Raw genomic sequence first — 20,841 nt, forward strand, 5'->3', positions numbered from 1 at the left:
CTCCCTCACGAGTCCCAGATCGCGCCGAAGGCTGGAATCCCGCGGGCTTCCAGCGCCTCGACGACGTGCCACGTCGTCTTCTTGTTCGAAATGCAGATCACCGCTTCCGCGCCGAAGTCCCGGTGCGCGCTCAGGGCCAGCTCGACCAGGTCGGGTTTGCCGGCGCTGTCGGTGTCCCACACGACGGCGTCCGGCTGGACGGCGAGGATCTCGTCGACGAGCTCGTCGCCGTAGGTGCGCCGAGGATGCCGCGTCGACCACACGAGCCGCGCGGGCGTCCCCCCGGAGAGCAGGTGCGGCAGGCACGGGCCGATGCCGCTGCCGGTCGCCACCCAGACCACCCGGCGGAACAGCTTGTCGATGTTGCCCACGCCCGCGGTCGGGATGCCCTTGACCCACAGGTGCGACGGCAGGTCGTCGATCAGCGCGCCGGTCCAGTCGCCCGCCCGGGAGACGGTCAGCCGGAAGCCGGTGCGCCCCGGCGCCGGGACGTTGGCGAAGGAATGCCACTCCAGCAACGGGTTCCGGCTCAGCGCCGTCGACGAGCCGGCGAACGGCGTCACGCCGTAGTCGAACGACAGCAGGACCACGTGCGGCGACGGCCGCGTGATCCGCACCGGCACCCGCCGAAGCCGCAGCCACGGCAGCGCGACGCTCGTCACGACGACCAGCAGCACCCAGAACGGCCCCGAGCCCGGAAAGTCCGCCCCAGCGAGCAGCACCGAATGGACGGTGAACAGCACCAGCAGCGACCAGCCGCCGAACCGGTGGGAGCGCTCGAACAGGTCGTGCCGGCGGGCGCGCAGCCGCGGCAGCGCGAGCACGACCATGACGGCGAGGACACCCGCGATCGCCCACGTGGTCACCAGCAGGGCCGCCGGCCCGCCGCGGACGGTGAGCACGCCGGTGAGCACGAGGAACCAGCCGGTGGCGCAGAGCGCGCCGCCGACGTGCAGCCCGCCGAAGTGGTAGACCTTGCCCAGTGTCCAGCGCAGCCGCAGCGAGCGTCGCGGCGATACGGCGGTGGCCGAGCGGAACAGCAGGTTGATCACCAGCTGCTGTCGGATCAGCACGGCGAGCGTCAGGTTCCCCAGCACCAGCCGGGCGAGGACGCCGGGGTCGAACGGGACGGCGGTGGCGGCGAGGACGGCGTTCACGGCGACCACCGCCGCGGCCAGCCGGTTGTGGTGGGTCCACGGCCGTCGCCGCAGCCGGGCCCGCACGGATCGCGAGGCGGGAGCGAGCGTCGCGGTCATGCCACCGTCTCCGCCGGCTCGCGACTGTCCAAACGCGACAGCAGGGCCCGCCGGTCGACCTTGCCCCGCTCGGTCAGCGGCAGGCGGTCGACCGGCACGATCATCGCCGGCACGCAGTAGTACGGCAGCACGGCCTCCACCGCGCGCCGGATGATTTCGGGCTCGGCCGAGGCCGGGGTGACGAAGCCGGCGAGCCTGCCGTCGTAGAGCAGAGTGGCCGCCCGTTCGCAGCCGGGAGCCCGTTCCAGTGCGGTGGTGACCGCGTCCAGCTCGACGCGGAAGCCCCGGACCTTGACCTGGTCGTCGGTCCGCCCGTGGTGCTCCAGCTGCCCGTCCGCGGTCCACCGCACGAGATCACGGGTGCGGAACATCCGGTGCGTCCCGCCGAGGAACGGGTCCGGGCGGTAGCGTTCGGCGGTGAGGGCCTCGTTGCCGGCGTACCCCGCGGTGACGCACGCGCCGCCGGCCCACATTTCGCCGACCTGCCCGATCGGGCACGGCGTCAGGTCGTCGCCGAGCACGTAGACCGTGGTGTTGGGCACCGGACGGCCGATGGTCAGGTGCCCGAGCCGGGGATCGTAGCGCTGGATCGTGTTGACGATCGTCACTTCGGTGGGGCCGCAGGCGTTGTGGAAGCTCGCCCGCCGCGCCCAGGCCCGCGCCAGCTCGGCCGGGCACCGTTCGCCCGCCACGGCGACGGTGCGCACCCGCGGGCAGGCGTCCGGGTCCACTGTGGACAATACGCCGGGGGTGGCGATCACGACGTCGGCTTCGCGGGCGGTCTCCTCGATGTCCTTGCCGCGGATCACCAGGCAGCCGCCGTGGGCCAGTGTGCCGAGGATCTCCCACGCCGCCATGTCGAAGGCGATGTTCAGCAGCTGCGCGACGCGGTCGCCGGGCCGGATGCCGAGCGAGCCCGGCCGGGTGAGCAGGACGTTGCCGAGGTTTTCTTGCGTGACCTGCACGCCGTTGGGCCGCCCGGTCGTCCCGGACGTGAAGATCACCATCGCGGTGCCGCCGGCGGGTGGTCCGCCGAACGGATGGTCGCCGGAGTGCTCGTCGTCGACGGCGACGACCCGGCCGAGTCCCGCGGGGATCGCGGACCGGTGCTCGCGGGTGGTGAGGACGACGTCGATGCCCGCGGTCTCCACGATGTGCTTCAGCTGCGACGGGGGAGTGATCCGGATGTCCTGCGGCACATACGCCGCGCCCACGCGGAGAACGGCGAGCAGCCCGACGACCATCGGGATCGACCGGGTGAGGAACAGCCCGACGTGCTGTCCGGGCCGCACGCCGAATCCGGCGAGTGCGGCGGCGAGTGCGGCCGAGCGGCGATCGAGTTCGGCGTAGGTGAGGGATTCGCCCAAATGCTCGACAGCGAGCGCATTCGGCCGAAAGCGCGCCTGCGCGAGCACGGCTTCGTGAATTCCGCGGAACGGGACCCGGGCGGGTTCCCCGGCGCCGAACCGCTGGAACAGCGCGCGATCGGCGGGGGTCAGGCCCGGCAGTGAGACGGGCCGGATCATCGCGGTCACTCGGTCACCTTTCGCCGGCCGACGCAGTCAACCGATGTGAACGAGACAGCCCCGCGATCCGTTCAAAGGGATTTGAGGAAAATTCGGATGTCGCGCTGAGTACGTGAAAGGTACTTTGGTAAACGTTATTTCGACGAATTCATCATTCGTTCGCCGGTTTTCCGCGGGTACCCCCTCTGGTATTTCGCGCGCACGCCGAGAGGGGCCGTTCCCGGCACCCCCACCGGGAACGGCCCCTCTCTTCCCCCTTACTCGGTCATGTCTTTCGGGGGTTCCGGGTGGCGGAGCCCCCGGCCTGGGCCGGAGGCCCGGTTGTCTCAGCCCGCCGCGCGCGTCACCACGGCGTTGCCGGTGCCCGTGCGGGCTCGGACCTTCAGCTTCACGCCGCCCTCGGGCGCGGCGTCGGCGACGTCCAGCTCGCTGGAGACGCGGCCGGCGCTGGAGGTCAGGTCGACCTCGGCGGCCGTCCCGCCGCGGATGCCGATCCGGACCTCGCCGGAGCCGGTGATCAGGTCCAGGCTGCCCGACGCCGCGTCGGCCACCGAAAGGTCGCCGCTGCCCGTGCGGGCCATCACTTCGCCGGACACCGCGCCCAGCCAGACGTCGCCCGTGCCCGTGGCCAGCGTCGCGGACCCGGCGATCGACGACGCCTCGACGTGACCGCTGCCGCTGCGCAGCTGCAGCCCGCCCAGCGTGGGGCCGAGCTTGACGCCGCCGCTGCCGGTGCGGATCGTGGCCGAGCCGTCGGCGCGGTCGAGCTTCACCTCGCCGGAGCCGGTGAGCAGGTCGACGCGGCCGGCCGAGCCGGTCACCGTCACGTCCGCCGCGCCGGCCCGCACCTCGACGTGCGACCCCGCCGGCGCGTGCACCTTCACCGCGAGCGCGACGTTGCGCAGCTGCCACGCCTTCGGCGCCTGCACGACCAGGCGGTTGCCGAGCTTCTCGATCCGGCTCTGCCGCACCGCCTCGGCGGGGGAGGCCGACGGGTCGACGCCCAGCTGGTCGCCGAAGCGCTCGCCGACCCAGGACAGCAGGTTGTTGACCCCCGCCACCCACGGCTGCTGTTCGCCTTGGTCGTGCCGCAGCTCGACCCGCGCGCCGGAATCGCCGTCGAGGACGACCTCCACGCGGCCGATCGTCACGCTGACGTCCAGCTCCAGCGGGACGTCGGTCTCGAACTCGTCGATCCGCACCAGTTCGTCGTTCGGCTCTTCGGCCGGTGTCGTCTGTTCTTCGCTCATCGTCTCGTCCCCTCAGCCTTCGACCCAGCCGTGCAGGTGCGACCCGCTCCGGTCGCCCTTGCCCTGGTGGTGCTTGTGGCTCCCGCCGCCGAGCGCGCCGTGCCCCAGCGCGCCCTGCACCGCCTGCGAAACGAACGTGTTCAGCGAGACGCCCTGGGCCGCCGCCGCGCGTTCGGCCTGGCCCTTGATCTGCTCGACCAGGCGCAGTGTGATGCGGGAGATGTCCCCGCCGTCCATCGGCGGTGGCGGCGGCGTGGTGTCACGTGGTGTCGCGCGTGACGTCGGCTCCTCCGCGGAGCCGGTGCCGTCGCCCGTGACGACGACGCGGACGTCGCGGCCGTCGAGCCGCACGTCGACCACCTGGCCGGGCAAGGCGGCCGTGACCTCGGCGGCGAGGTCGGCGAGGGCGTTCATCAGGGTCAGGCGGACGGCGGGTTCGAGCGCGGAGGACAGCAGCGCGGCCGCCCGCCGGGTGTGCTCGTCCCCGGCCGCGGCCGTGTTCGCGAGGTCCTCGCGAAGGTGGGCGATGTACGGGGTCAGGTCCATGACACCACTATGACGTCATCGGTGGTGTCAGTCAAGGAGCCGGTGATGTCACCTGTGTCGCCCGGGAGTGGGCGCCCGCACGCGGTTAGGCTGCGGGGAGCCGGAGAAGGAGTGCTGACGTGGCCGAAACCGTGTCACCCAGGGTGCAGCTGATCGCGAAGACGGAGTTCTTCCCGCCCGAGGACGTGCCGTGGTCGACCGACGCGGACGGCGGTGAGGCCCTGGCGGAGTTCGCCGGCCGTGCCTGCTACCAGTCGTGGAAGAAGCCCAACCCCGCCACCGCGACCAACGCCGGCTACCTCGAGCACATCATCGACGTCGGCCACCTGTCGGTGCTGGAGCACGGTTCGGTGACCTTCTACATCACCGGCATCTCCCGCTCGCTGACCCACGAGCTGATCCGCCACCGCCACTTCTCCTACTCCCAGCTTTCGCAGCGCTACGTCCCGGAGCGCGAGGCCGAGTTCGTCGAGCCGGAGGTGATCGCGAACGACCCGGTGCTGCACGAGAAGTTCCTCGCCGCGACCCGGGCCAGCGTCGACGCCTACACCGAGCTGCTGGCCGGCCTCGAGGAGAAGTTCGCCGACGTCCCGACCGCGACCCTGCGCCGCAAGCAGGCCCGCCAAGCCGCCCGCTCGGTGCTGCCCAACGCGACCGAGACGCGCATCGTCGTCACCGGGAACTACCGCGCGTGGCGGCACTTCGTCGCGATGCGCGCCACCGAGCACGCCGACGTCGAGATCCGCGGCCTGGCCGTGGAATGCCTGCGGCAGCTGCAGAAGGCCGCGGCGAACGTGTTCGCCGACTTCACCATCTCGACGCTGCCCGACGGCACCGAGATCGCCACGAGCCCGAAGGTGCTGGAAGGCTGATGAAGCGACTCGCGATCGACGTCCGGCCCGGCGACTACGCCGTCGTGCGGCTGCCCGCGGACGCCGCGGTGCCCGCCGAGCTCTTCGAGCCCGGCGAAGCCTTCGTTTCGGTGACCCGGACGCCCGAAGAACTCTCCGTCATCTGCCCGGCGGGCCGCGAACCCGCCGGCAGCACGGCCGCCGAGGACGGCTGGCGGCTCCTGTCGGTCCGCGGGCCGCTGGAGTTCACGCTCACCGGCATCATCGCCGCGCTGGCCTCCGAGCTGGCCGCGGCCGGGGTCGCGCTGTTCTCGATGTCGACGTTCGACACCGACCACATCCTGGTCCGCGGTGCCGACCTCGACCACGCGGTCAAGGCCCTGCGCGAATCCGGCCACGAAGTCGCCCACCCCTGACTTTTCGCCGCCGCCGATCCGGGTACCCCGGCGCGAGGGTGCGAGCCGTCACCCTTGAAAAGTAAAGTTCGGCACGCCTAAACTTCGGTTTAGGGTCCCCGACACCGGCGAGAGGCAGGCGGCATGGCTGTGACCGAGGCTGTCCGGCCGAGACTGGTGTCGCGCCTGCGCACCGGGTCGGCCCTGCTCGGCCCGGCGTTCGTCGCCGCGATCGCCTACGTCGACCCGGGGAACGTCGCCTCCAACATCAGCGCCGGCGCCCGCTACGGCTACCTGCTGGTCTGGGTGATCGTCGCCGCCAACCTGATGGCGGTGCTCGTCCAGTACCTGTCGGCGAAGCTGGGCCTGGTCAGCGGGATGTCGCTGCCGGAGGCGCTGCGCGCCCGCCTGTCCCGGCCCGCGCGGCTGGCCTACTGGGCGCAGGCCGAGGTCGTCGCCATCGCCACCGACCTGGCCGAGGTCGTCGGCGGCGCCATCGCGCTCAACCTGCTGTTCGACCTGCCGCTCGTCGTCGGCGGCCTGATCACCGGCGCGGTTTCGCTGACGCTGCTGGCGGTCCAGGACCGCGGCGGCCAGCGGACGTTCGAACGGGTCGTCACCGGGCTGCTCGCGGTGATCGCGATCGGCTTCCTGGCGAGCCTGTTCGTCGAGCCGCCGTCGGTGCCGGAGACGCTCGGCGGGCTGGTGCCGAAGTTCGACGGCGCGGGCAGCATCCTCATCGCCGCGGCGATGCTCGGCGCGACCGTCATGCCGCACGCGGTCTACCTGCACTCCGGCCTGGTCCGCGACCGTCACGGCCGCGCGGACGGCGCCCGGCGCCGCCGCCTGCTGCGCGCGACCCGCGCCGACGTCGGCCTGGCGATGCTGCTCGCCGGCGCGGTGAACCTCGGCATGCTGCTGCTCGCCGCGACGAACCTCCAGGGCCAGGACGGCGTGGACAGCATCGAGGGAGCGCACGGCGCGGTCGCTTCGGCGCTCGGTCCGGGCATCGCGCTGATGTTCGCGATCGGCCTGCTCGCCTCCGGCCTGGCTTCGACGTCGGTCGGCGCGTACGCGGGCGCGATGATCATGCAAGGGTTGCTGCACAAGCGAATCCCGCTGGTCCTGCGCCGCCTGGTCACCCTGACGCCGGCGATCGTGGTGCTGGCACTGGGCACCGACCCGAGTGCGGCGCTGGTCGTCTCCCAGGTGGTGCTGTCGTTCGGGATCCCGTTCGCGCTGGTGCCCCTGATCCGCCTGACGGCCGACCGGACGCTGATGGGCGAGGACGCGAACCGCCGCCCGACGACGGTCGCGGCCTGGGTGGTCGCGGCGATCATCATCGCGCTGAACCTGGTCCTGATCTCCCTCACCTTCGCGGGCTGAAGCGCGAATTCCGCGGAACCCGGGGCGCCCGGCGGTGGTCCGACTAGCATCTGCGCGACCGCCCGCCCGAAGGAGCACCGTGACCGACGAACAGACCCGGCCCTACCCCCCGCAGGCGCCCGGCACGCCTGGTCAGCGCGTCGTCGCCGGCCGTTACCTCCTTCTCGGTGAGCTCGGCCGCGGCGGCATGGGCGTCGTGTGGCGGGCGCAGGACCAGGTCATCGGCCGCCAGGTCGCCGTCAAGGAACTGCGGCTGCCCGACGCCGAGTCCGCCGCGATCTTCTCCGAACGTGCCCTGCGCGAGGTGCGCACCGGCGGGCGGCTCAACGACCCCGCGATCGTCACCGTCTACGACGTCGTCACCGACGGCGGCACCACCTTCATCGTCATGGAGCTGGTCGAAGCGCCGTCGCTGGCCGACCTCGTGCGGCAGCGCGGCCCGATGACGGCACCGCAGGCCGCGCAGCTGGGGGAGCGGGTGCTCACCGCGCTGCAGGCGGCCCACGCGGCCGGGATCGTCCACCGCGACGTCAAGCCGGCGAACATCCTCGTCGCGCCGGACGGCCGCGTGAAGCTCACCGACTTCGGCATCGCCCACGCCGTCGACGACCCGCGCCTGACCACCAGCGGCATGATCGTCGGCTCGCCCGCGTTCATGGCGCCGGAGCGCGTCGAAGGCCGCGAAGCGCTGCCCGCGTCCGACCTGTGGTCCCTCGGCGCGACGCTGTTCTTCGCCGTCGAAGGCACGATCCCGTTCGAGCGCGCGACGACCGCGGCGACGCTGCACGCGATCATGACGGAGATCCCGTACCTCACCCGCGGCCAGGGCCCGATCGCCGCGGCCATCCTCGGCCTGCTCGTCGCCAACCCCGACGCGCGGCTGACCGCGGCCCAGGCCCAGAACCTGCTGACCACGGCGCAGGGCGTGCGGCCCACCCCGCCGGGCGGCACCGCCATGCTCCTCCCGCCGGGCGGCCCGGCGCCGAAGAAGCCGCGCCGCACCCTGTGGCTGTCGGGCGCCGCGGTGCTCGTCGTGGCGGCCCTGATCGGCGGCTTCTTCGCGGGCAAGGCCTTCGAAACCCCCGCGCCCGACGATCAGAAGCTGCCGACCATGACGTTCGGCCTCGGCGGCCAGATGCGCGTCGACGTCAACTCCGGCTATCTCTGCTACAACGCCCCGGTCCAGGACGGCGGCGTCATCAGCGGCGAGAACGACGGCGACTGCAAGCAGAGCCACACCGTCGAGATCTACGACGCCGGGGAGGCCATCGGCACGACGAACTGGTCCGACAGCGACGCGGAGATCGCGGCCTACCCGGGCGCGGCCGCCGTGACCGCCGTCGCCGAGGCCCGCTGCGCGGCCTCGTTCCGCTCCTCGATCGTCCCCGAGACCAAGCGCGACGGCCTCAAGTACCGGGCGCTCGTGCCGACCCAGGGCCAGTGGCAGAGCCAGCCCGTGCAGCCGGGCGAAGAGCCGACGCGCGAGTTCTACTGCGTGCTGGTCAAGGCCGACGGTGGCCCGATCTCGGCCCCGATCGTGACCAAGGTCAAGTAGAAGTTCCGCGACGAACGGCCGGGCCAGGGAAATCCTCCGCAGTTGGCGCCCCTGACCAGGTCGGCGCGGTTTTCGCACGAGGGAGGAGGTACCGTCTGCACCATGTCCAACCCACCTACCGCAGCGCCCGGACGGCCGTTCGGGCGCGTGCTCACCGCGATGGCCACCCCGTTCGACGCCGACGGCGCGCTGGACCTGAAGCGGGCGCAGGAGCTGGCCGAGCACCTCGTGGAGCTGGGGAACGACGGCCTCGTGGTCAACGGCACCACCGGCGAGAGCCCGACCACGAGCGACGCGGAGAAGCAGGACCTCATCCGCGCCGTGGTCGAGGCCGTCGGCGACCGCGCGACCGTCGTGGCCGGCGCGGGCACCAACAACACCGCGCACAGCGTCGAGCAGGCGAAGCAGGCCGAAGAAGCGGGGGCGCACGGCCTGCTGGTCGTCACCCCGTACTACTCGCGGCCCAGCCAGGCGGGGCTGTACGCGCACTTCACCACCGTCGCCGACAGCACGGGCCTGCCGGTGCTGCTCTACGACATCCCGCCGCGCTCGGTCGTCCCGATCGAGGTCGACACGCTGCTGCGGCTGGCCGAGCACCCCCGGATCGTCGCGGTCAAGGACGCCAAGGGCGACCTGATCGCCGGCTCCGAGGTCATCGCCAACACCCACCTCGCCTACTACTCCGGTGACGACGGCCTGAACCTGCCGTGGATCTCGGTCGGCGGGGTCGGCGTGGTGAGTGTGATCGGTCACGTCGTCGCGGGCCGGATCCGCGCCATGATCGACGCCTACGAGAACGGCGACACGTCCACCGCCCGCACCAACCACCGCGCCATGCTGCCGGTGCTGCGTGCGATGTCCCGGGTCGGCGGGGTCGCTTTCAGCAAGGCGGCGCTGCGGTTGCGCGGCTTCGACATCGGCGACCCGCGGCTGCCGATCGTCGCGCCGACCGCCGACCAGACGACCCTGATCGCCGCCGATCTTGCCCAGGGCGGCGTGCCGCTGGGCGACACAGCGGCTCAGGACTGGCATGGTGAGCGGGTGGCACAAGCAGATTCGCGAGCGGCCTACATCGCGCCGACCTCGCACACCAGCGTTGGGACCCTGCCTCGGTGAGCTCACTTCTCGTCGGCCCCGGCCCCACCAACGCCCCGCCCCCACTGCCCGAGGGAGCCCTGCGCATCGTCGCGCTGGGCGGTATCGGCGAAGTCGGGCGCAACATGACCGTCTTCGAATTCGGCGGACGGCTGCTCATCGTCGACTGCGGGGTCCTCTTCCCCGAGGACGACCAGCCCGGCGTCGACCTGATCCTGCCGGACTTCCGCGCGATCGAGGACCGCCTCGACGACATCGAAGGCCTGGTGCTCACCCACGGGCACGAGGACCACATCGGTGCCGTCCCGTTCCTCCTGCGCCTGCGGCCGGACCTGCCGATCTACGGCTCGAAGTTCACCAACGCGCTGCTCGCGGCCAAGGCCAAGGAGCACCGGCAGCGGCCGAAGCTGATCGAGGTCCGCGAGGGCGAGCGCCGCGACGTCGGTGTCTTCAACCTCGAGTTCTTCGCGGTCAACCACTCCATCCCGGACGCGCTGGCCGTGGCCATCCGCACCCCGGCGGGCGTGGTCCTGCACACCGGCGACATCAAGCTCGACCAGCTCCCGCTGGACGGGCGCCTCACCGACCTGGCCGGCTTCTCCCGGCTCGGCGACGAGGGCGTCGACCTGTTCTGCGTGGACTCGACCAACGCCGAGGTCCCCGGGTTCGTCATGCCGGAGCGTGACATCGGCCCGGTGCTCGACGACGTCGTCCGCAAGGTCGACCAGCGCGTGATCGTGGCCTGCTTCGCCAGCCACGTGCACCGCGTCCAGCAGGTCCTCGACGCCGCCCAGCGGCACGGCCGCCGGATCGCGTTCGTCGGCCGGTCGATGGTCCGGAACATGGGGATCGCGGCCGACCTGGGCCTGCTCAACGTGCCCGACGGCCTGCTCGTCGACCTCGACCAGGCCAGCAACCTCCCGGAGAGCAAGGTCCTGTTCGTCTCGACCGGTTCGCAGGGCGAGCCGCTCTCGGCACTGTCGCGGATGGCGCGCGGCGAGCACCGGCAGATCTCGATCCGCGCGGGCGACACCGTCGTGCTGGCCAGCTCGATGATCCCGGGCAACGAAACCGCGGTGTTCGGCGTGGTCAACGGCCTCACCCGGCTCGGCGCCAACGTCGTCCACCAGGGCAACGCGAAGGTGCACGTGTCCGGCCACGCGTCGGCGGGCGAGCTGCTCTACCTGTACAACGCGGTCCGGCCGAGCAACGTCATGCCGGTGCACGGCGAGTGGAAGCACCTGCGCGCCAACGGCGAGCTCGCGATCCGCACCGGCGTCGCCCCGGAGAACGTGGTGATCGCCGAGGACGGCGTGGTCGTCGACCTGGTCGACGGCAAGGCCTCCCGCACCGGCCGCGTCGAGGTAGGGCACGTCTACGTCGACGGCCTGTCGGTCGGTGACGTCGGCGAGTCGACCCTGTCGGACCGGCTGGTCCTCGGCGAGGGCGGGTTCATCTCGATCAGCGTCGCGGTGGACTCCAGCTCCGGCCGCGCGGTCAGCAGCCCCACGGTGTCCGGCCGCGGGTTCTCCGACGACCCGAAGGCGCTCGACGCCGTCGTGCCGCTGGTGGAGATGGAGCTGGCGCGCACCGAAGCCGAGGGCATCACGGACACGCACCGGATCGCGCAGGCGGTCCGCCGGGTGGTCGGCCGCTGGGTGGCCGACACCTACCGCCGCCGCCCGATGATCGTCCCGACGGTCATCCCGGTCTGAGTTCCCCGACGCGGAACGCCTTTCGCCTCCCCCCTGGATGGCGAAAGGCGTTCCGCGTCTTCAATGCGTCACCTTGGCCAGCAGCAGTGCGAAGGCCACGGTGACGGTCTGGCGGAGCAGGGCCCGGCGTGCCCTGCGCTGTTCCCCTCGGCTCGGCTTCATGCGGTCCAGTGTTTCGCCGCCCTCGACCGCGGACATCCCGCCCGGGGAGGGGCCGTATCCCTCCCGGGGATGAGTTCGGTTCGTCTGTTAGGCCGTCCGGCGCACGTGCGGCGGCTTTGGCGCGGGATAACCTTGATCCCCACCCGCCTCGCGCAGAGAGGCCGCACCGATGGGACGTCATTCGCCGGATGGCAGACGGCGCCGGCTGCTCGTACCCGCCCTCGCGACCGGTCTCGTGCTCGTCCTCGGCGCCGCGGCTTGGGTGGCGGTGTCGGCCGTGCGCTCCCGGCCGACGTGCGAGCAGCCCGCGAAAGTCCTCGTCACCGCGTCCGCGGACATCGCACCGGCGCTTTCGCTCGCCGCGCGCGGCCTCGACCTCAAGTGCGGCAGCGTCGAAGTCCAGGCGCGGGAAGCGACGTCGGCGGCCGAGCGGCTCGCGCTGTCCGACGGCAGCCCGCGGCCGCAGGTCTGGGTGCCGGACTCCACGCTCGCGCTGCGCCGCGCCCGCCAGCTCGGCGCCGCCGACGTCCCCGAGACCGGCTCGTCGGTGGCCAGCTCGCCGGTGGTGCTCGCCGTCGCCGCCGACGTCGCCAAGGGGCTCGGCTGGCCCGACCACACGCCGACCTGGGCCGAGGCCCTCGCCGCGCCGGGCGTCGTCCCGGGGATGCCCGACCCGGCCCGCGACGCGGTCGGCGCGGTGGCGCTGCTCGGTTTGCGGGACAGCGTCAAGGCGGCGCCCGAGCCCTCGGCCGCGTACGTCGCGTTGCTGCGGCGGTTCTCGGCCAACACCCTCGGCGCGGAGACTGACCTGATCGCGCGGCTGCCCGGGTCGAGCGACGGTACCGGCACCGCGGCCGTGACGGCGTTCCCCGCGTCCGAGAACTCCTTGCTGCGCCACAACATCGAGGACCGGACGTCGCCGCTGGTCGCCGTCTACTCGACGGCAGTGCCCACTTTGGACTTCCCGTTCACCGAGCTGAGCGGGATCACGCCGCGGCAGCGGCCGATCGTCGACGCGCTGCGGGATGCGGTGCTCGGCGACGCGGGCGCCGACGCGATCGCCAAGACCGGCCTGCGCGCGGCGGGCGGGCAGGCGCTGCGCGAGCACACCGACGACCCGAGGGTGTCGTCGCCGGGCATCCGCACCGCGAACCTGCCGCCCGCGCCCGTCGTCGACGAACTGCTCAACCAGTGGGCCGGCGTCAACCTGAGCGCGCGGGTGCAGGTGCTCGTCGACGTCTCCGGGTCGATGAACGCGCAGGTGCCCGGGACGGGGCTGAACCGGATGCAGGTGACGATGCAGGCCGCGGCGAAGGCCATGCACCTGTTCAAACCCGCGACGCAGCTGCGGATGCTGGCGTTCTCGACCCGCCTCGACGGGGACAAGGACTACCGCGAGCTGCTGCCGATGGCACCGGTCGCCCAGCACCTGGCGAGCGGCGCGCTGGACAAGCTGGCCCAGGTGAAGGCCACCCCGGACGGCGGGACCGGGCTCTACGACAGCGTCCTCGACACCTACCGCACCGCCCGCCGCGAATGGGAACCCGGTCGGCTCAACCTGGTGATCGTGATGACCGACGGCCACAACGACGACCCGCACGGCATCACGCGGGCGGACCTGCTGGCCGAGCTGGCGAAGCTGCGGGACCCCCGCCGCCCGATCCCGCTGATCGGCGTCGGCATCGGCCCGGACGCGGACAAGGCGGAGCTGGACCAGCTGACCGCGGCCACCAGCGGCCAAGCCTTCGTCGCCCCGGACCCGGCCAAGATCACGGACGTCTTTTTCGGGGCCCTGTCCCGAATAGCCGGCGGCGGCCCGTGATCAGGGAGTCGACACGCGTGACTGGGGCGACGACACGGCCCGGCTTCGCCGTGTCGTCTGTTCAATCACGCGTGTCGACCCTTCAATCACGCGTGTCGACCGTTGCTTCACGGGGGGAACGGCGGCGGATGAGGGCGTAGACGGCCAGGATCGCCGCCAGGCTGATCAGGCTCAGGTACAGCTGGGAGCGCGCGTCGGCGTCGACGAACAGCATCGAGGCCACCACCACCAGCGTCAGGGCCAACGTGACCCAGCTCAGCCACGGGTAGCCCCACATCCGCAGCTTCAACCGGTCCGGGTCCGTGGCTTCGAGACGGCGGCGCATCCGGATCTGGGAGCCGCAGATGATCGCGTAGACGAACAACGCCACCGCGCCCGCCGAGTTGATGATGAAGTAGAAGATCTTGTCCGGGGACACGTAGCTCATCACCACCGCCACGTACCCGACCGAGGTCGACGCCAGGATCGCCTTCCACGGGACGCCGCGCGCGTTCGTGTCCGAGACCCAGGCCGGCGCCCACTCGTGCCGCCGCAACGCGAACAGCATGCGGGAAGCCGTGTACAGCCCCGAATTCAGCACCGACAACGCCGCCGTGAGCACCACCGCGCTGACCAGGGTCGACGCCGCCGGGACGCCGAAGCGGCCGAACGCCGCCGCGAACGGGCTCGTCTCGCTCGGGATCTCCCGCCACGGCGTGATCATCACCAGCAGCGCCACCGAACCGACGTAGAACACGATCACCCGCCAGACGATCGTCGACGTCGCCTTGCGGACCGCCGTCTCCGGCTGGTCGGACTCGGCCGCCGCGATCGTCACGATCTCCGCGCCGAAGTAGGAGAAGATGACGATGACCACGCCGTGCACCACCGAGAAAGGCCCCTTCGCGACGAAGCCGTCGAGGCCGATGTTGCCCATCGAGAAGTGCGCGCCCGGCCAGAGCCCGAGCACGAACAGCAGGCCCAGCACCAGGAACACGACGATCGTGGTGACCTTGATCGACGCGAGCCAGAACTCCGTCTCGCCGAACGAGCGGGCCGACGCCAGGTTCGTCGCTGTCAGCAGCAGCATCAGCCCCAGCGAGAACACCCACTGCGGCACATCGGGAATCCAGCCCTGGAGGATCTTCGCGCCGGCCACGGCCTCGAACGCGACCACGCCGACCCAGAAGTACCAGTACAGCCAGCCGATGGTGAAGCCCGCCCAGCCGCCGAGCGATTCCCGTGCGTACTCCATGAACGAGCCCAGCGCGGGCGCGGCGGTCGCCATCTCGCCGAGCATCCGCATGACGAGCACGACGAGCAGCCCGCCGACCGCGTAGGACAGCACGGCGGCCGGGCCGACGGTGTGGATCACCGCGCCGCTGCCGATGAACAGGCTGGCGCCGATGATGCCGCCGAGGGCGATCATCCGGACGTGCCGCTGCCGCAGATCGGGCCGCAGCCCGGATTTCGTCGCCAAGGTGCTTCCTCCCCGGGTGAGCGTGGATCGCGGGAATTCTCCACCAGGGCGACGTCGGGTGCAGAATTTGCGCAACGGCAGCGGTCTTTCGGGGGTCCGGGCGGAGCCCCGGTAACAACTCACGCCACGAGGATTTCCGACTTGCGCTGCACGATGTAGGCGCCGGCCAGCAGGATCGCCGAGCCGAGGAGCTGGAGCCAGGTGAGCTCCTCCCCGAGCAGCACCCAGGCCGTGACGGTGACGATCACGGGCTCGACCAGCCCGAGCACGCTCGCCACCGACGCCGGCAGGTGCCGCAGCGCCGAAATGCCGCAGGCGTAGGCCAGCACCGTCGCGACCAGCACCAGCAGGGTCAGCAGCAGCCAGACCGGCGGGTGCCCGGCGCCGAACGCGACCCGCGTGCCGAGCAGCCCGGCCGGCCACGTCCACGGCGGCGCGACGAAGCCGATCGCCACCGCGCCGATCACCATGCCCCAGGTGACCAGGCCCAGCGGGTCGATGTCGGCCACCGCGCGTTCGCCGAGCAGGAAGTACGCCGCCGAGCACAGCGCCGCGCCGAAGCCGGCCAGCAGGCCGAGCCCGTCCAGGGTGACGCCCTGCCAGACCTGGGCGACCAGCGCGAGGCCGACCATGGCGAGCCCGATGCCGCCCCACACCGAGCGTGGCAGCCGGTGCCGCCGCACGAACCGCACCCAGAGCGCGATGAGCACCGGTGAGACGAACTCCAGCAGGATGGCGATGCCGACCGGGATCCGCCCCGCCGCGACGAAGTAGAGCAGCTGGACGCCGGCGACGCCGAGCAGGCCGTAGCCGGCCAGCACCGGCAGCTGGGTCCGGCGGACACGCAGCTTCCGCGGCGCCACCAGCGCCACCCCGGCGAACAGCACCAGCCCGGCCAGCGAGATCCGGGCCGCGGCCACCTGCTCCGGGCTGATCCCGGCCGACATCGCGGACTTGCCGAGGGTGCCCGACGTGCTGAAGAACAGCGCGGCGAGCAGGACGAAGGCGGTCCCGCGGCCGCGGTGGGCGACCCGGGGCGGGGCGAGGACGGGCAGTTCGGTGGTCACGACGGCGACTCTAGGGCCCGCCGACGTCACCGCCGAACCGATTTTTCCGGTTACTCTCCCCGCTTGAGGCCGGTCGCCACGTGCGTCGTGATGGTGGCCAGCCGCCGCCCCTGGACGCGCAGCGCGCCGAGCGCGACGTCGTCCGGCGCCGCCGACTTGCGGGAGACGAACGAGCCGCCGTACGGGTTGCCGGACTCCAGCAGGTGCGGGTCGGTGTAGCCGAGCGGCACGACGATCGCGCCCCAGTGGTAGAACACGTTGTTGATCGCCAGCAGCGTCGACTCGAGGCCGCCGTGCAGCGTGGACGCCGTCGTGAACGACGTCGCGACCTTGTCCGCCAGCTTTCCCTTCGCCCACAGGCCACCGGTGCTGTCCAAAAAGGACTTGAGCTGGGCGGCCGGGCCGCCGAACCGGGTCGGGCTGCCGATCGCGAGCCCGTCGGCCCACTCGAGGTCGCCGAGCGTGGCGAGCTCGTGGTGCGGGCCGGAGCCGACCCAGGCCTGCCAGCGCGGGTTCCGCGCGATCGCGTCGGCGGGAACGGTTTCCGGCACGGTCCGCACCCGGACGTCGGCGCCGGTCTCGCGGGCCCCGGCGGCGAGCGACTCGGCGAGGGCGGCGGTGTTCCCGGTCGAGCTGTAGTAGACGACGAGTATCCGTGTGCTCACGTCCGCCGACTCTAGGGCCGCCGGATCGGGCGTCTCAGGATGCGGACGGCGGCTTCCACGGGCTGACGGTGTCGGTCGGCCGCGTCGGGTCGTGGAACCGGGGCCGGTCGAGCTCGTCGCGGCGCAGCGGGACGAGACCGTCGGTGATCGCCTGCATGATCTTCGCGTGCGCGCGCACCCCGGCGCCCGGCCGGTCCGGCTCGACTTCGGACAGGTCGACGGGATCGCCGAAGTGGACTTTGAACCGCGGCCGGCGCAGGGGGGCGCTGAGCCCGGAGCGGGCCAGCGGGACCAGGTCGGCCGGGCCGTTGACGGTCTCGGTGCCCCAGTAGACGGCCTCGTGGGCGCCCCACTGGCTGATCGGGATCACCGGCACGCCCGCGGCCAGCGCCAGCCGCGCCGCGCCGGTCTTGCCGCGCTCCGGCCACAGGCCGGGGTCGTGGCTGATCCGGCCCTCGGGGTAGACGATGATCGGCTCGCGCGTGGTCTTCATCGCCTCGACGGCCTCGGCGAACTGCCCGACCGCGGTGCCGGCGTGCTTGCGGTCGACCCGCAGGTGCCCGCTGACCCGCAGCGCCGGGCCGATGACGGGGGCGTCGAGGATGCCGCCGGCCAGCATGAACCGCGGGTTGATGCCGATCCGCTTGCACGCCGCCATCAGCACGAACGCGTCGAACACACCGATGTGGTTGGCGGCCATCAGCAGCGGCCGTCCCCGCAGCTGCGCGGGAACCCGGCCGGTGACGGTCAGCCGCCCGACCAGGTTCACCAGCCCGCGGTCGATGTTCAGCATGGTCCGCCAGATGGCGGGGGCACGGCGAGACGGTTCGTCGGTGCGCAGCGCGAGCATGGGCAGAGCATGGCAGACGCCGATTTCACCCGTTTGCGCACAGGCCGGATCGGTTCACCCCAGACTGGGTAAAGCGCCCCAATGTGGCGTTCGGTGCGTTGAGCGCACCCAATGTGGCGTTCGGTGCGTTGGACGCACCCAACGCCACATTGGGGCGTTTGAGACCGGGCCGGATCGGTTCACCCGGATGGCCGCTCAGCCCATGGTGTGAGGCAGAAGTTCACCCTGCGCCGAGAGTGGCGCATGGGACGAACCGCCACGGCCGGTTACCGTTGAAGCATGGCTGGGTCGGCGACGAGGAAGCGAAGCACGGGAAGCGGCGCGAAGGGGGCAGCGGCGCGTAAGCCGCGTACACCCGCGAAGCCACGGACGTCCACTCGCAAGCCGCCGCCACGCTCCCGCCGCAAGACGCCCGGGCTCTTCGGCAAGGGCGTCCGCGGGACCTGGAACCTGCTGGCCAAGGGCCTGGGCACGCTGGCCCGCACGGTCGGCCGCACCCGTGAACTCGAGCCGGAACACCGCCGGGACGGCCTCGCGCTCGGCCTGATGGCCCTGGCGATCGTCGCGGCCGTCGGCGTCTGGTGGCGGGCGGCCGGCCCGATCGGCGCCGGGGTGGAGATCGCCACCCGGACCGTCCTCGGCGCCGGGGCCGTCACCCTGCCGCTGGTGCTGGTCGTCGTCGCCGTCGCGCTGATGCGGTCCGAGCCGCACCCGGAGACGCGGCCGCGGATGGTCGTCGGCACGATCATGGTCGTCCTGTCGGTGCTCGGGATGCTGCACATCTTCACCGCGCTGCCCGAGACCAACGACGGCCGGATGTACGCCGGCGGCATCGTCGGCGCCTTCTCCGGCGGCCTGCTCACCATGGGCGTCACCACCTGGGTCGCCGTGCCGCTGCTGATCCTCGCGCTGTTCTTCGGCGTGCTCGTGTTCACCGGCACGCCGGTCCGCGAAATCCCGAACCGGCTGCGCCACTGGGGCCTCGACGAGGACGAGATCGCCGAAGCCGAAGCGCTGCGGTCCGGCTTCGCCACCGACGAGGACACCGTCACCGAAGCCGACCCGAAGTCCGCGCGCCTGCGCAAGCCGTCGCGGCGCCGCCAGGCCAGTGAAGCCGCTCCCGAGCAGCTGGACATCGACGCGATGCTGGCCGAGGCGCCGACGCCGATCAAGCCGCCCAAGGTCCCGGCCAAACCACCCGCCGAGGTGCCCGAGAAGAAGCCGAAGAAGGCTCCGGAACCGCCGCTCGCGGTCACCCGCACGGTCGAGGGCGACTACCAGCTCCCGCCGCCCGACCTGCTGAAGCTCGGCGACGTGCCGAAGTCCCGCAGCAAGGCCAACGACGCCATGATCGAGGCGATCACCGGCGTGCTGGAGCAGTTCAACGTCGACGCGCAGGTCACCGGCTTCACCCGCGGCCCGACGGTCACCCGCTACGAGGTCGAGCTCGGCCCGGGCGTGAAGGTCGAGAAGATCACCGCGCTGACCAAGAACATCGCCTACGCGGTGGCGACCGACAACGTCCGCCTGCTGGCGCCGATCCCGGGCAAGTCCGCGGTCGGCATCGAGGTGCCCAACTCCGACCGCGAGATGGTCCGCCTGGGCGACGTCCTGCGCGCGCCGACCACGGTCAAGGACAACCACCCGATGGTGATCGGCCTCGGGAAGGACATCGAAGGCCACTTCGTCACCGCGAACCTGACGAAGATGCCGCACTTGCTGGTCGCGGGTTCGACCGGTTCCGGTAAGTCGAGCTTCGTCAACTCGATGCTGGTGTCACTGCTCGCGCGGGCGACGCCGGAAGAGTGCCGGATGATCCTGATCGACCCGAAGATGGTCGAGCTGACACCGTACGAGGGCATCCCGCACCTGATCACGCCCATCATCACCCAGCCGAAGAAGGCCGCCGCCGCGCTGGCCTGGCTGGTGGAGGAGATGGAGCAGCGCTACCAGGACATGCAGGTCAACAAGGTCCGGCACATCGACGACTACAACAAGAAGGTGCGCTCGGGCGAGATCACCGCGCCGCCGGGGTCGGAGCGCGAGTACCGGCCGTACCCGTACATCATGGCGATCGTCGACGAGCTCGCCGACCTGATGATGACCGCCCCGCGCGACGTCGAGGACGCGATCGTCCGCATCACCCAGAAGGCCCGTGCCGCAGGTATCCATTTGGTCCTGGCCACGCAGCGGCCCTCGGTCGACGTCGTCACCGGCCTGATCAAGACCAACGTGCCTTCACGGCTCGCGTTCGCGACGTCGTCGCTGACCGACTCGCGGGTCATCCTCGACCAGCCGGGCGCGGAGAAGCTGATCGGCATGGGCGACGCGCTCTACCTGCCGATGGGCGCCGGGAAACCGGTCCGCATCCAGGGCGCGTTCGTCGGCGACGAGGAAATTTCCGCGGTCGTCAACTACGCCAAGGAGCAGGCGCAGCCGGAGTACCAGGACGGCGTCACCGCGCACAAGGCGGGCGAGAAGAAGGAGATCGACCCGGACATCGGCGACGACCTCGACGTCCTGCTGCAGGCGGCGGAGCTGATCGTGACGTCCCAGTTCGGCTCGACGTCGATGCTGCAGCGCAAGCTCCGGGTCGGGTTCGCCAAGGCCGGCCGGCTGATGGACCTGCTGGAGAGCCGTGGCGTGGTCGGCCCGTCGGAGGGCTCGAAGGCTCGCGACGTGCTGATCAAGCCGGAGGAGCTGGAGTCGGTCCTGTTCATGATCCGCGGCGGCGGCCCGGTCGACGCCGAACCGGACGAGGAATAGTGCAACCCGCCGCGGCCCCGGTTCCGTCATGGAGGCGTGGACCTACAGCGATTCGTAGCCGGACTGTTCGCCTTCGCCGTCGTCACGGTGGGCGCCGGGAGCGCGGTCGCCTCCGGGCCGCCCGCACCCGGGCCCACCTCGCCACCGCCGCCTGAGAACACCGTGAACGCCCCGGCCGGGCACGACGTCACCCTGCGCCTCGGGCAGGAAGCCGCGGCGCCGGGGAAGGACCTCACCGTCCGCTACACGCGGCTCGTCGAAGACTCGCGGTGCCGGCCCGGCATGACGTGCATCTGGCAGGGGGAGGCGACGCTGGCGTTCCTGCTGAAGGAGCCCGGCCGCGGCGAGAGCACCACGGCCGAGCTGCACAGCGGCCCGCGCACCGGCCCCCAGGCCACCGCCTTCGCCGCCAGCCGCGTCGAGCTGGTGTCGGTCAGCGAAGACGGCGGGGAGGCGACGGTCCGGATCAGCTGAG

The 20,841-nt window shown here is 71.8% G+C and carries 17 protein-coding genes; 9 read left to right on the plus strand and 8 right to left on the minus strand.

Going from position 1 to position 20,841, the window contains the following annotated elements; all coding sequences use genetic code 11:
* Positions 1 to 5 precede the first annotated feature (5 nt).
* The 4 genes from CF165_RS11730 to CF165_RS11745 all read right to left on the minus strand — a co-directional run bounded on the left by CF165_RS11730 (position 6) and on the right by CF165_RS11745 (position 4,578).
* Positions 6 to 1,256, minus strand: a complete 1,251-nt coding sequence (locus tag CF165_RS11730) for an FNR domain-containing protein (RefSeq protein WP_093947506.1) — start codon at positions 1,254 to 1,256, stop codon at positions 6 to 8.
* Positions 1,253 to 2,782, minus strand: a complete 1,530-nt coding sequence (locus CF165_RS11735; protein WP_167441427.1) for an amino acid adenylation domain-containing protein — start codon at positions 2,780 to 2,782, stop codon at positions 1,253 to 1,255. Before CF165_RS11735 ends, CF165_RS11730 begins: the two co-directional genes overlap by 4 nt.
* 326 nt (positions 2,783 to 3,108) lie before the next feature.
* Positions 3,109 to 4,032 (minus strand): DUF4097 family beta strand repeat-containing protein, encoded by a 924-nt coding sequence (locus CF165_RS11740; RefSeq protein WP_093947508.1) that lies wholly within the window; start codon positions 4,030 to 4,032, stop codon positions 3,109 to 3,111.
* A 12-nt stretch (positions 4,033 to 4,044) separates the two neighbouring features.
* Positions 4,045 to 4,578 (minus strand): toxin-antitoxin system HicB family antitoxin, encoded by a 534-nt coding sequence (locus CF165_RS11745; RefSeq protein ID WP_093947509.1) that lies wholly within the window; start codon positions 4,576 to 4,578, stop codon positions 4,045 to 4,047.
* A gap of 119 nt (positions 4,579 to 4,697) precedes the next feature.
* Here CF165_RS11745 and thyX point away from each other — a divergent pair, with 119 nt between their 5' ends.
* From thyX to CF165_RS11780, 7 genes are all read left to right on the plus strand, one after another.
* A complete protein-coding gene (thyX, locus tag CF165_RS11750) occupies positions 4,698 to 5,450 on the plus strand; it encodes an FAD-dependent thymidylate synthase (RefSeq protein WP_093947510.1) in 753 nt (250 codons plus the stop codon).
* The gene (locus CF165_RS11755) at positions 5,450 to 5,845 is read left to right on the plus strand and encodes an ACT domain-containing protein (RefSeq protein ID WP_093947511.1); all 396 of its coding nucleotides are present in this window, start codon (positions 5,450 to 5,452) and stop codon (positions 5,843 to 5,845) included. The genes thyX and CF165_RS11755 overlap by 1 nt, the downstream gene beginning before the upstream one ends.
* A gap of 123 nt (positions 5,846 to 5,968) precedes the next feature.
* Positions 5,969 to 7,210: an Nramp family divalent metal transporter gene (locus tag CF165_RS11760; protein ID WP_167441416.1), complete on the plus strand. Its 1,242-nt coding sequence runs from the start codon at positions 5,969 to 5,971 to the stop codon at positions 7,208 to 7,210.
* 79 nt (positions 7,211 to 7,289) lie between these two features.
* Positions 7,290 to 8,765: a serine/threonine-protein kinase gene (locus tag CF165_RS11765; protein WP_093947512.1), complete on the plus strand. Its 1,476-nt coding sequence runs from the start codon at positions 7,290 to 7,292 to the stop codon at positions 8,763 to 8,765.
* Between the two features lie 102 nt (positions 8,766 to 8,867).
* Positions 8,868 to 9,881 carry a 4-hydroxy-tetrahydrodipicolinate synthase gene (dapA, locus tag CF165_RS11770; protein ID WP_093947513.1) on the plus strand — a complete coding sequence of 338 codons (1,014 nt, stop codon included), beginning with the start codon at positions 8,868 to 8,870 and terminating at the stop codon, positions 9,879 to 9,881.
* A gap of 44 nt (positions 9,882 to 9,925) precedes the next feature.
* Positions 9,926 to 11,575, plus strand: a complete 1,650-nt coding sequence (locus CF165_RS11775) for a ribonuclease J (protein ID WP_439098501.1) — start codon at positions 9,926 to 9,928, stop codon at positions 11,573 to 11,575.
* Positions 11,576 to 11,906: 331 nt separating this feature from the next.
* Positions 11,907 to 13,559 carry a substrate-binding domain-containing protein gene (locus CF165_RS11780; protein WP_093947514.1) on the plus strand — a complete coding sequence of 551 codons (1,653 nt, stop codon included), beginning with the start codon at positions 11,907 to 11,909 and terminating at the stop codon, positions 13,557 to 13,559.
* 82 nt (positions 13,560 to 13,641) lie between these two features.
* Here the strand turns inward: CF165_RS11780 and CF165_RS11785 are convergent, their stop codons facing one another.
* The 4 genes from CF165_RS11785 to CF165_RS11800 form a co-directional block, all read right to left on the minus strand.
* Complete coding sequence (locus CF165_RS11785) at positions 13,642 to 15,018, minus strand: amino acid permease (protein ID WP_093947515.1); 1,377 nt, start codon at positions 15,016 to 15,018, stop codon at positions 13,642 to 13,644.
* Positions 15,019 to 15,137: 119 nt separating this feature from the next.
* Complete coding sequence (locus CF165_RS11790) at positions 15,138 to 16,085, minus strand: EamA family transporter (RefSeq protein ID WP_093947516.1); 948 nt, start codon at positions 16,083 to 16,085, stop codon at positions 15,138 to 15,140.
* Positions 16,086 to 16,135: 50 nt separating this feature from the next.
* Positions 16,136 to 16,750 carry an NAD(P)H:quinone oxidoreductase gene (gene wrbA / locus CF165_RS11795; protein WP_093947517.1) on the minus strand — a complete coding sequence of 205 codons (615 nt, stop codon included), beginning with the start codon at positions 16,748 to 16,750 and terminating at the stop codon, positions 16,136 to 16,138.
* Positions 16,751 to 16,784: 34 nt separating this feature from the next.
* On the minus strand, positions 16,785 to 17,600 hold the full coding sequence (locus tag CF165_RS11800) for a lysophospholipid acyltransferase family protein (RefSeq protein ID WP_093947518.1): 816 nt from the start codon (positions 17,598 to 17,600) through the stop codon (positions 16,785 to 16,787).
* Positions 17,601 to 17,879: 279 nt separating this feature from the next.
* Between CF165_RS11800 and CF165_RS11805 the strand changes: the two genes are divergently transcribed.
* Both CF165_RS11805 and CF165_RS11810 read left to right on the plus strand, forming a co-directional pair.
* A complete protein-coding gene (locus CF165_RS11805; protein ID WP_093947519.1) occupies positions 17,880 to 20,366 on the plus strand; it encodes a DNA translocase FtsK in 2,487 nt (828 codons plus the stop codon).
* 36 nt (positions 20,367 to 20,402) lie between these two features.
* Positions 20,403 to 20,840, plus strand: coding sequence for a hypothetical protein (locus tag CF165_RS11810; protein WP_240521545.1), 438 nt, complete (start codon positions 20,403 to 20,405; stop codon positions 20,838 to 20,840).
* Position 20,841: the final 1 nt, after the last annotated feature.

The sequence above is a fragment of the Amycolatopsis vastitatis genome (assembly GCF_002234595.1).
Taxonomy (GTDB): domain Bacteria; phylum Actinomycetota; class Actinomycetes; order Mycobacteriales; family Pseudonocardiaceae; genus Amycolatopsis; species Amycolatopsis vastitatis.

Bases quoted from the DNA above. Each gene is read 5' to 3' on its own strand.
- dapA (WP_093947513.1), top strand. From the start codon at position 8,868: ATGTCCAACCCACCTACCGCAGCGCCCGGACGGCCGTTCGGGCGCGTG.
- CF165_RS11730 (WP_093947506.1), bottom strand. From the start codon at position 1,256: ATGACCGCGACGCTCGCTCCCGCCTCGCGATCCGTGCGGGCCCGGCTG.
- CF165_RS11800 (WP_093947518.1), bottom strand. From the start codon at position 17,600: ATGCTCGCGCTGCGCACCGACGAACCGTCTCGCCGTGCCCCCGCCATC.
- CF165_RS11755 (WP_093947511.1), top strand. From the start codon at position 5,450: ATGAAGCGACTCGCGATCGACGTCCGGCCCGGCGACTACGCCGTCGTG.
- CF165_RS11735 (WP_167441427.1), bottom strand. From the start codon at position 2,782: ATGATCCGGCCCGTCTCACTGCCGGGCCTGACCCCCGCCGATCGCGCG.
- CF165_RS11805 (WP_093947519.1), top strand. From the start codon at position 17,880: ATGGCTGGGTCGGCGACGAGGAAGCGAAGCACGGGAAGCGGCGCGAAG.
- CF165_RS11740 (WP_093947508.1), bottom strand. From the start codon at position 4,032: ATGAGCGAAGAACAGACGACACCGGCCGAAGAGCCGAACGACGAACTG.
- CF165_RS11760 (WP_167441416.1), top strand. From the start codon at position 5,969: ATGGCTGTGACCGAGGCTGTCCGGCCGAGACTGGTGTCGCGCCTGCGC.
- CF165_RS11780 (WP_093947514.1), top strand. From the start codon at position 11,907: ATGGGACGTCATTCGCCGGATGGCAGACGGCGCCGGCTGCTCGTACCC.
- CF165_RS11745 (WP_093947509.1), bottom strand. From the start codon at position 4,578: ATGGACCTGACCCCGTACATCGCCCACCTTCGCGAGGACCTCGCGAAC.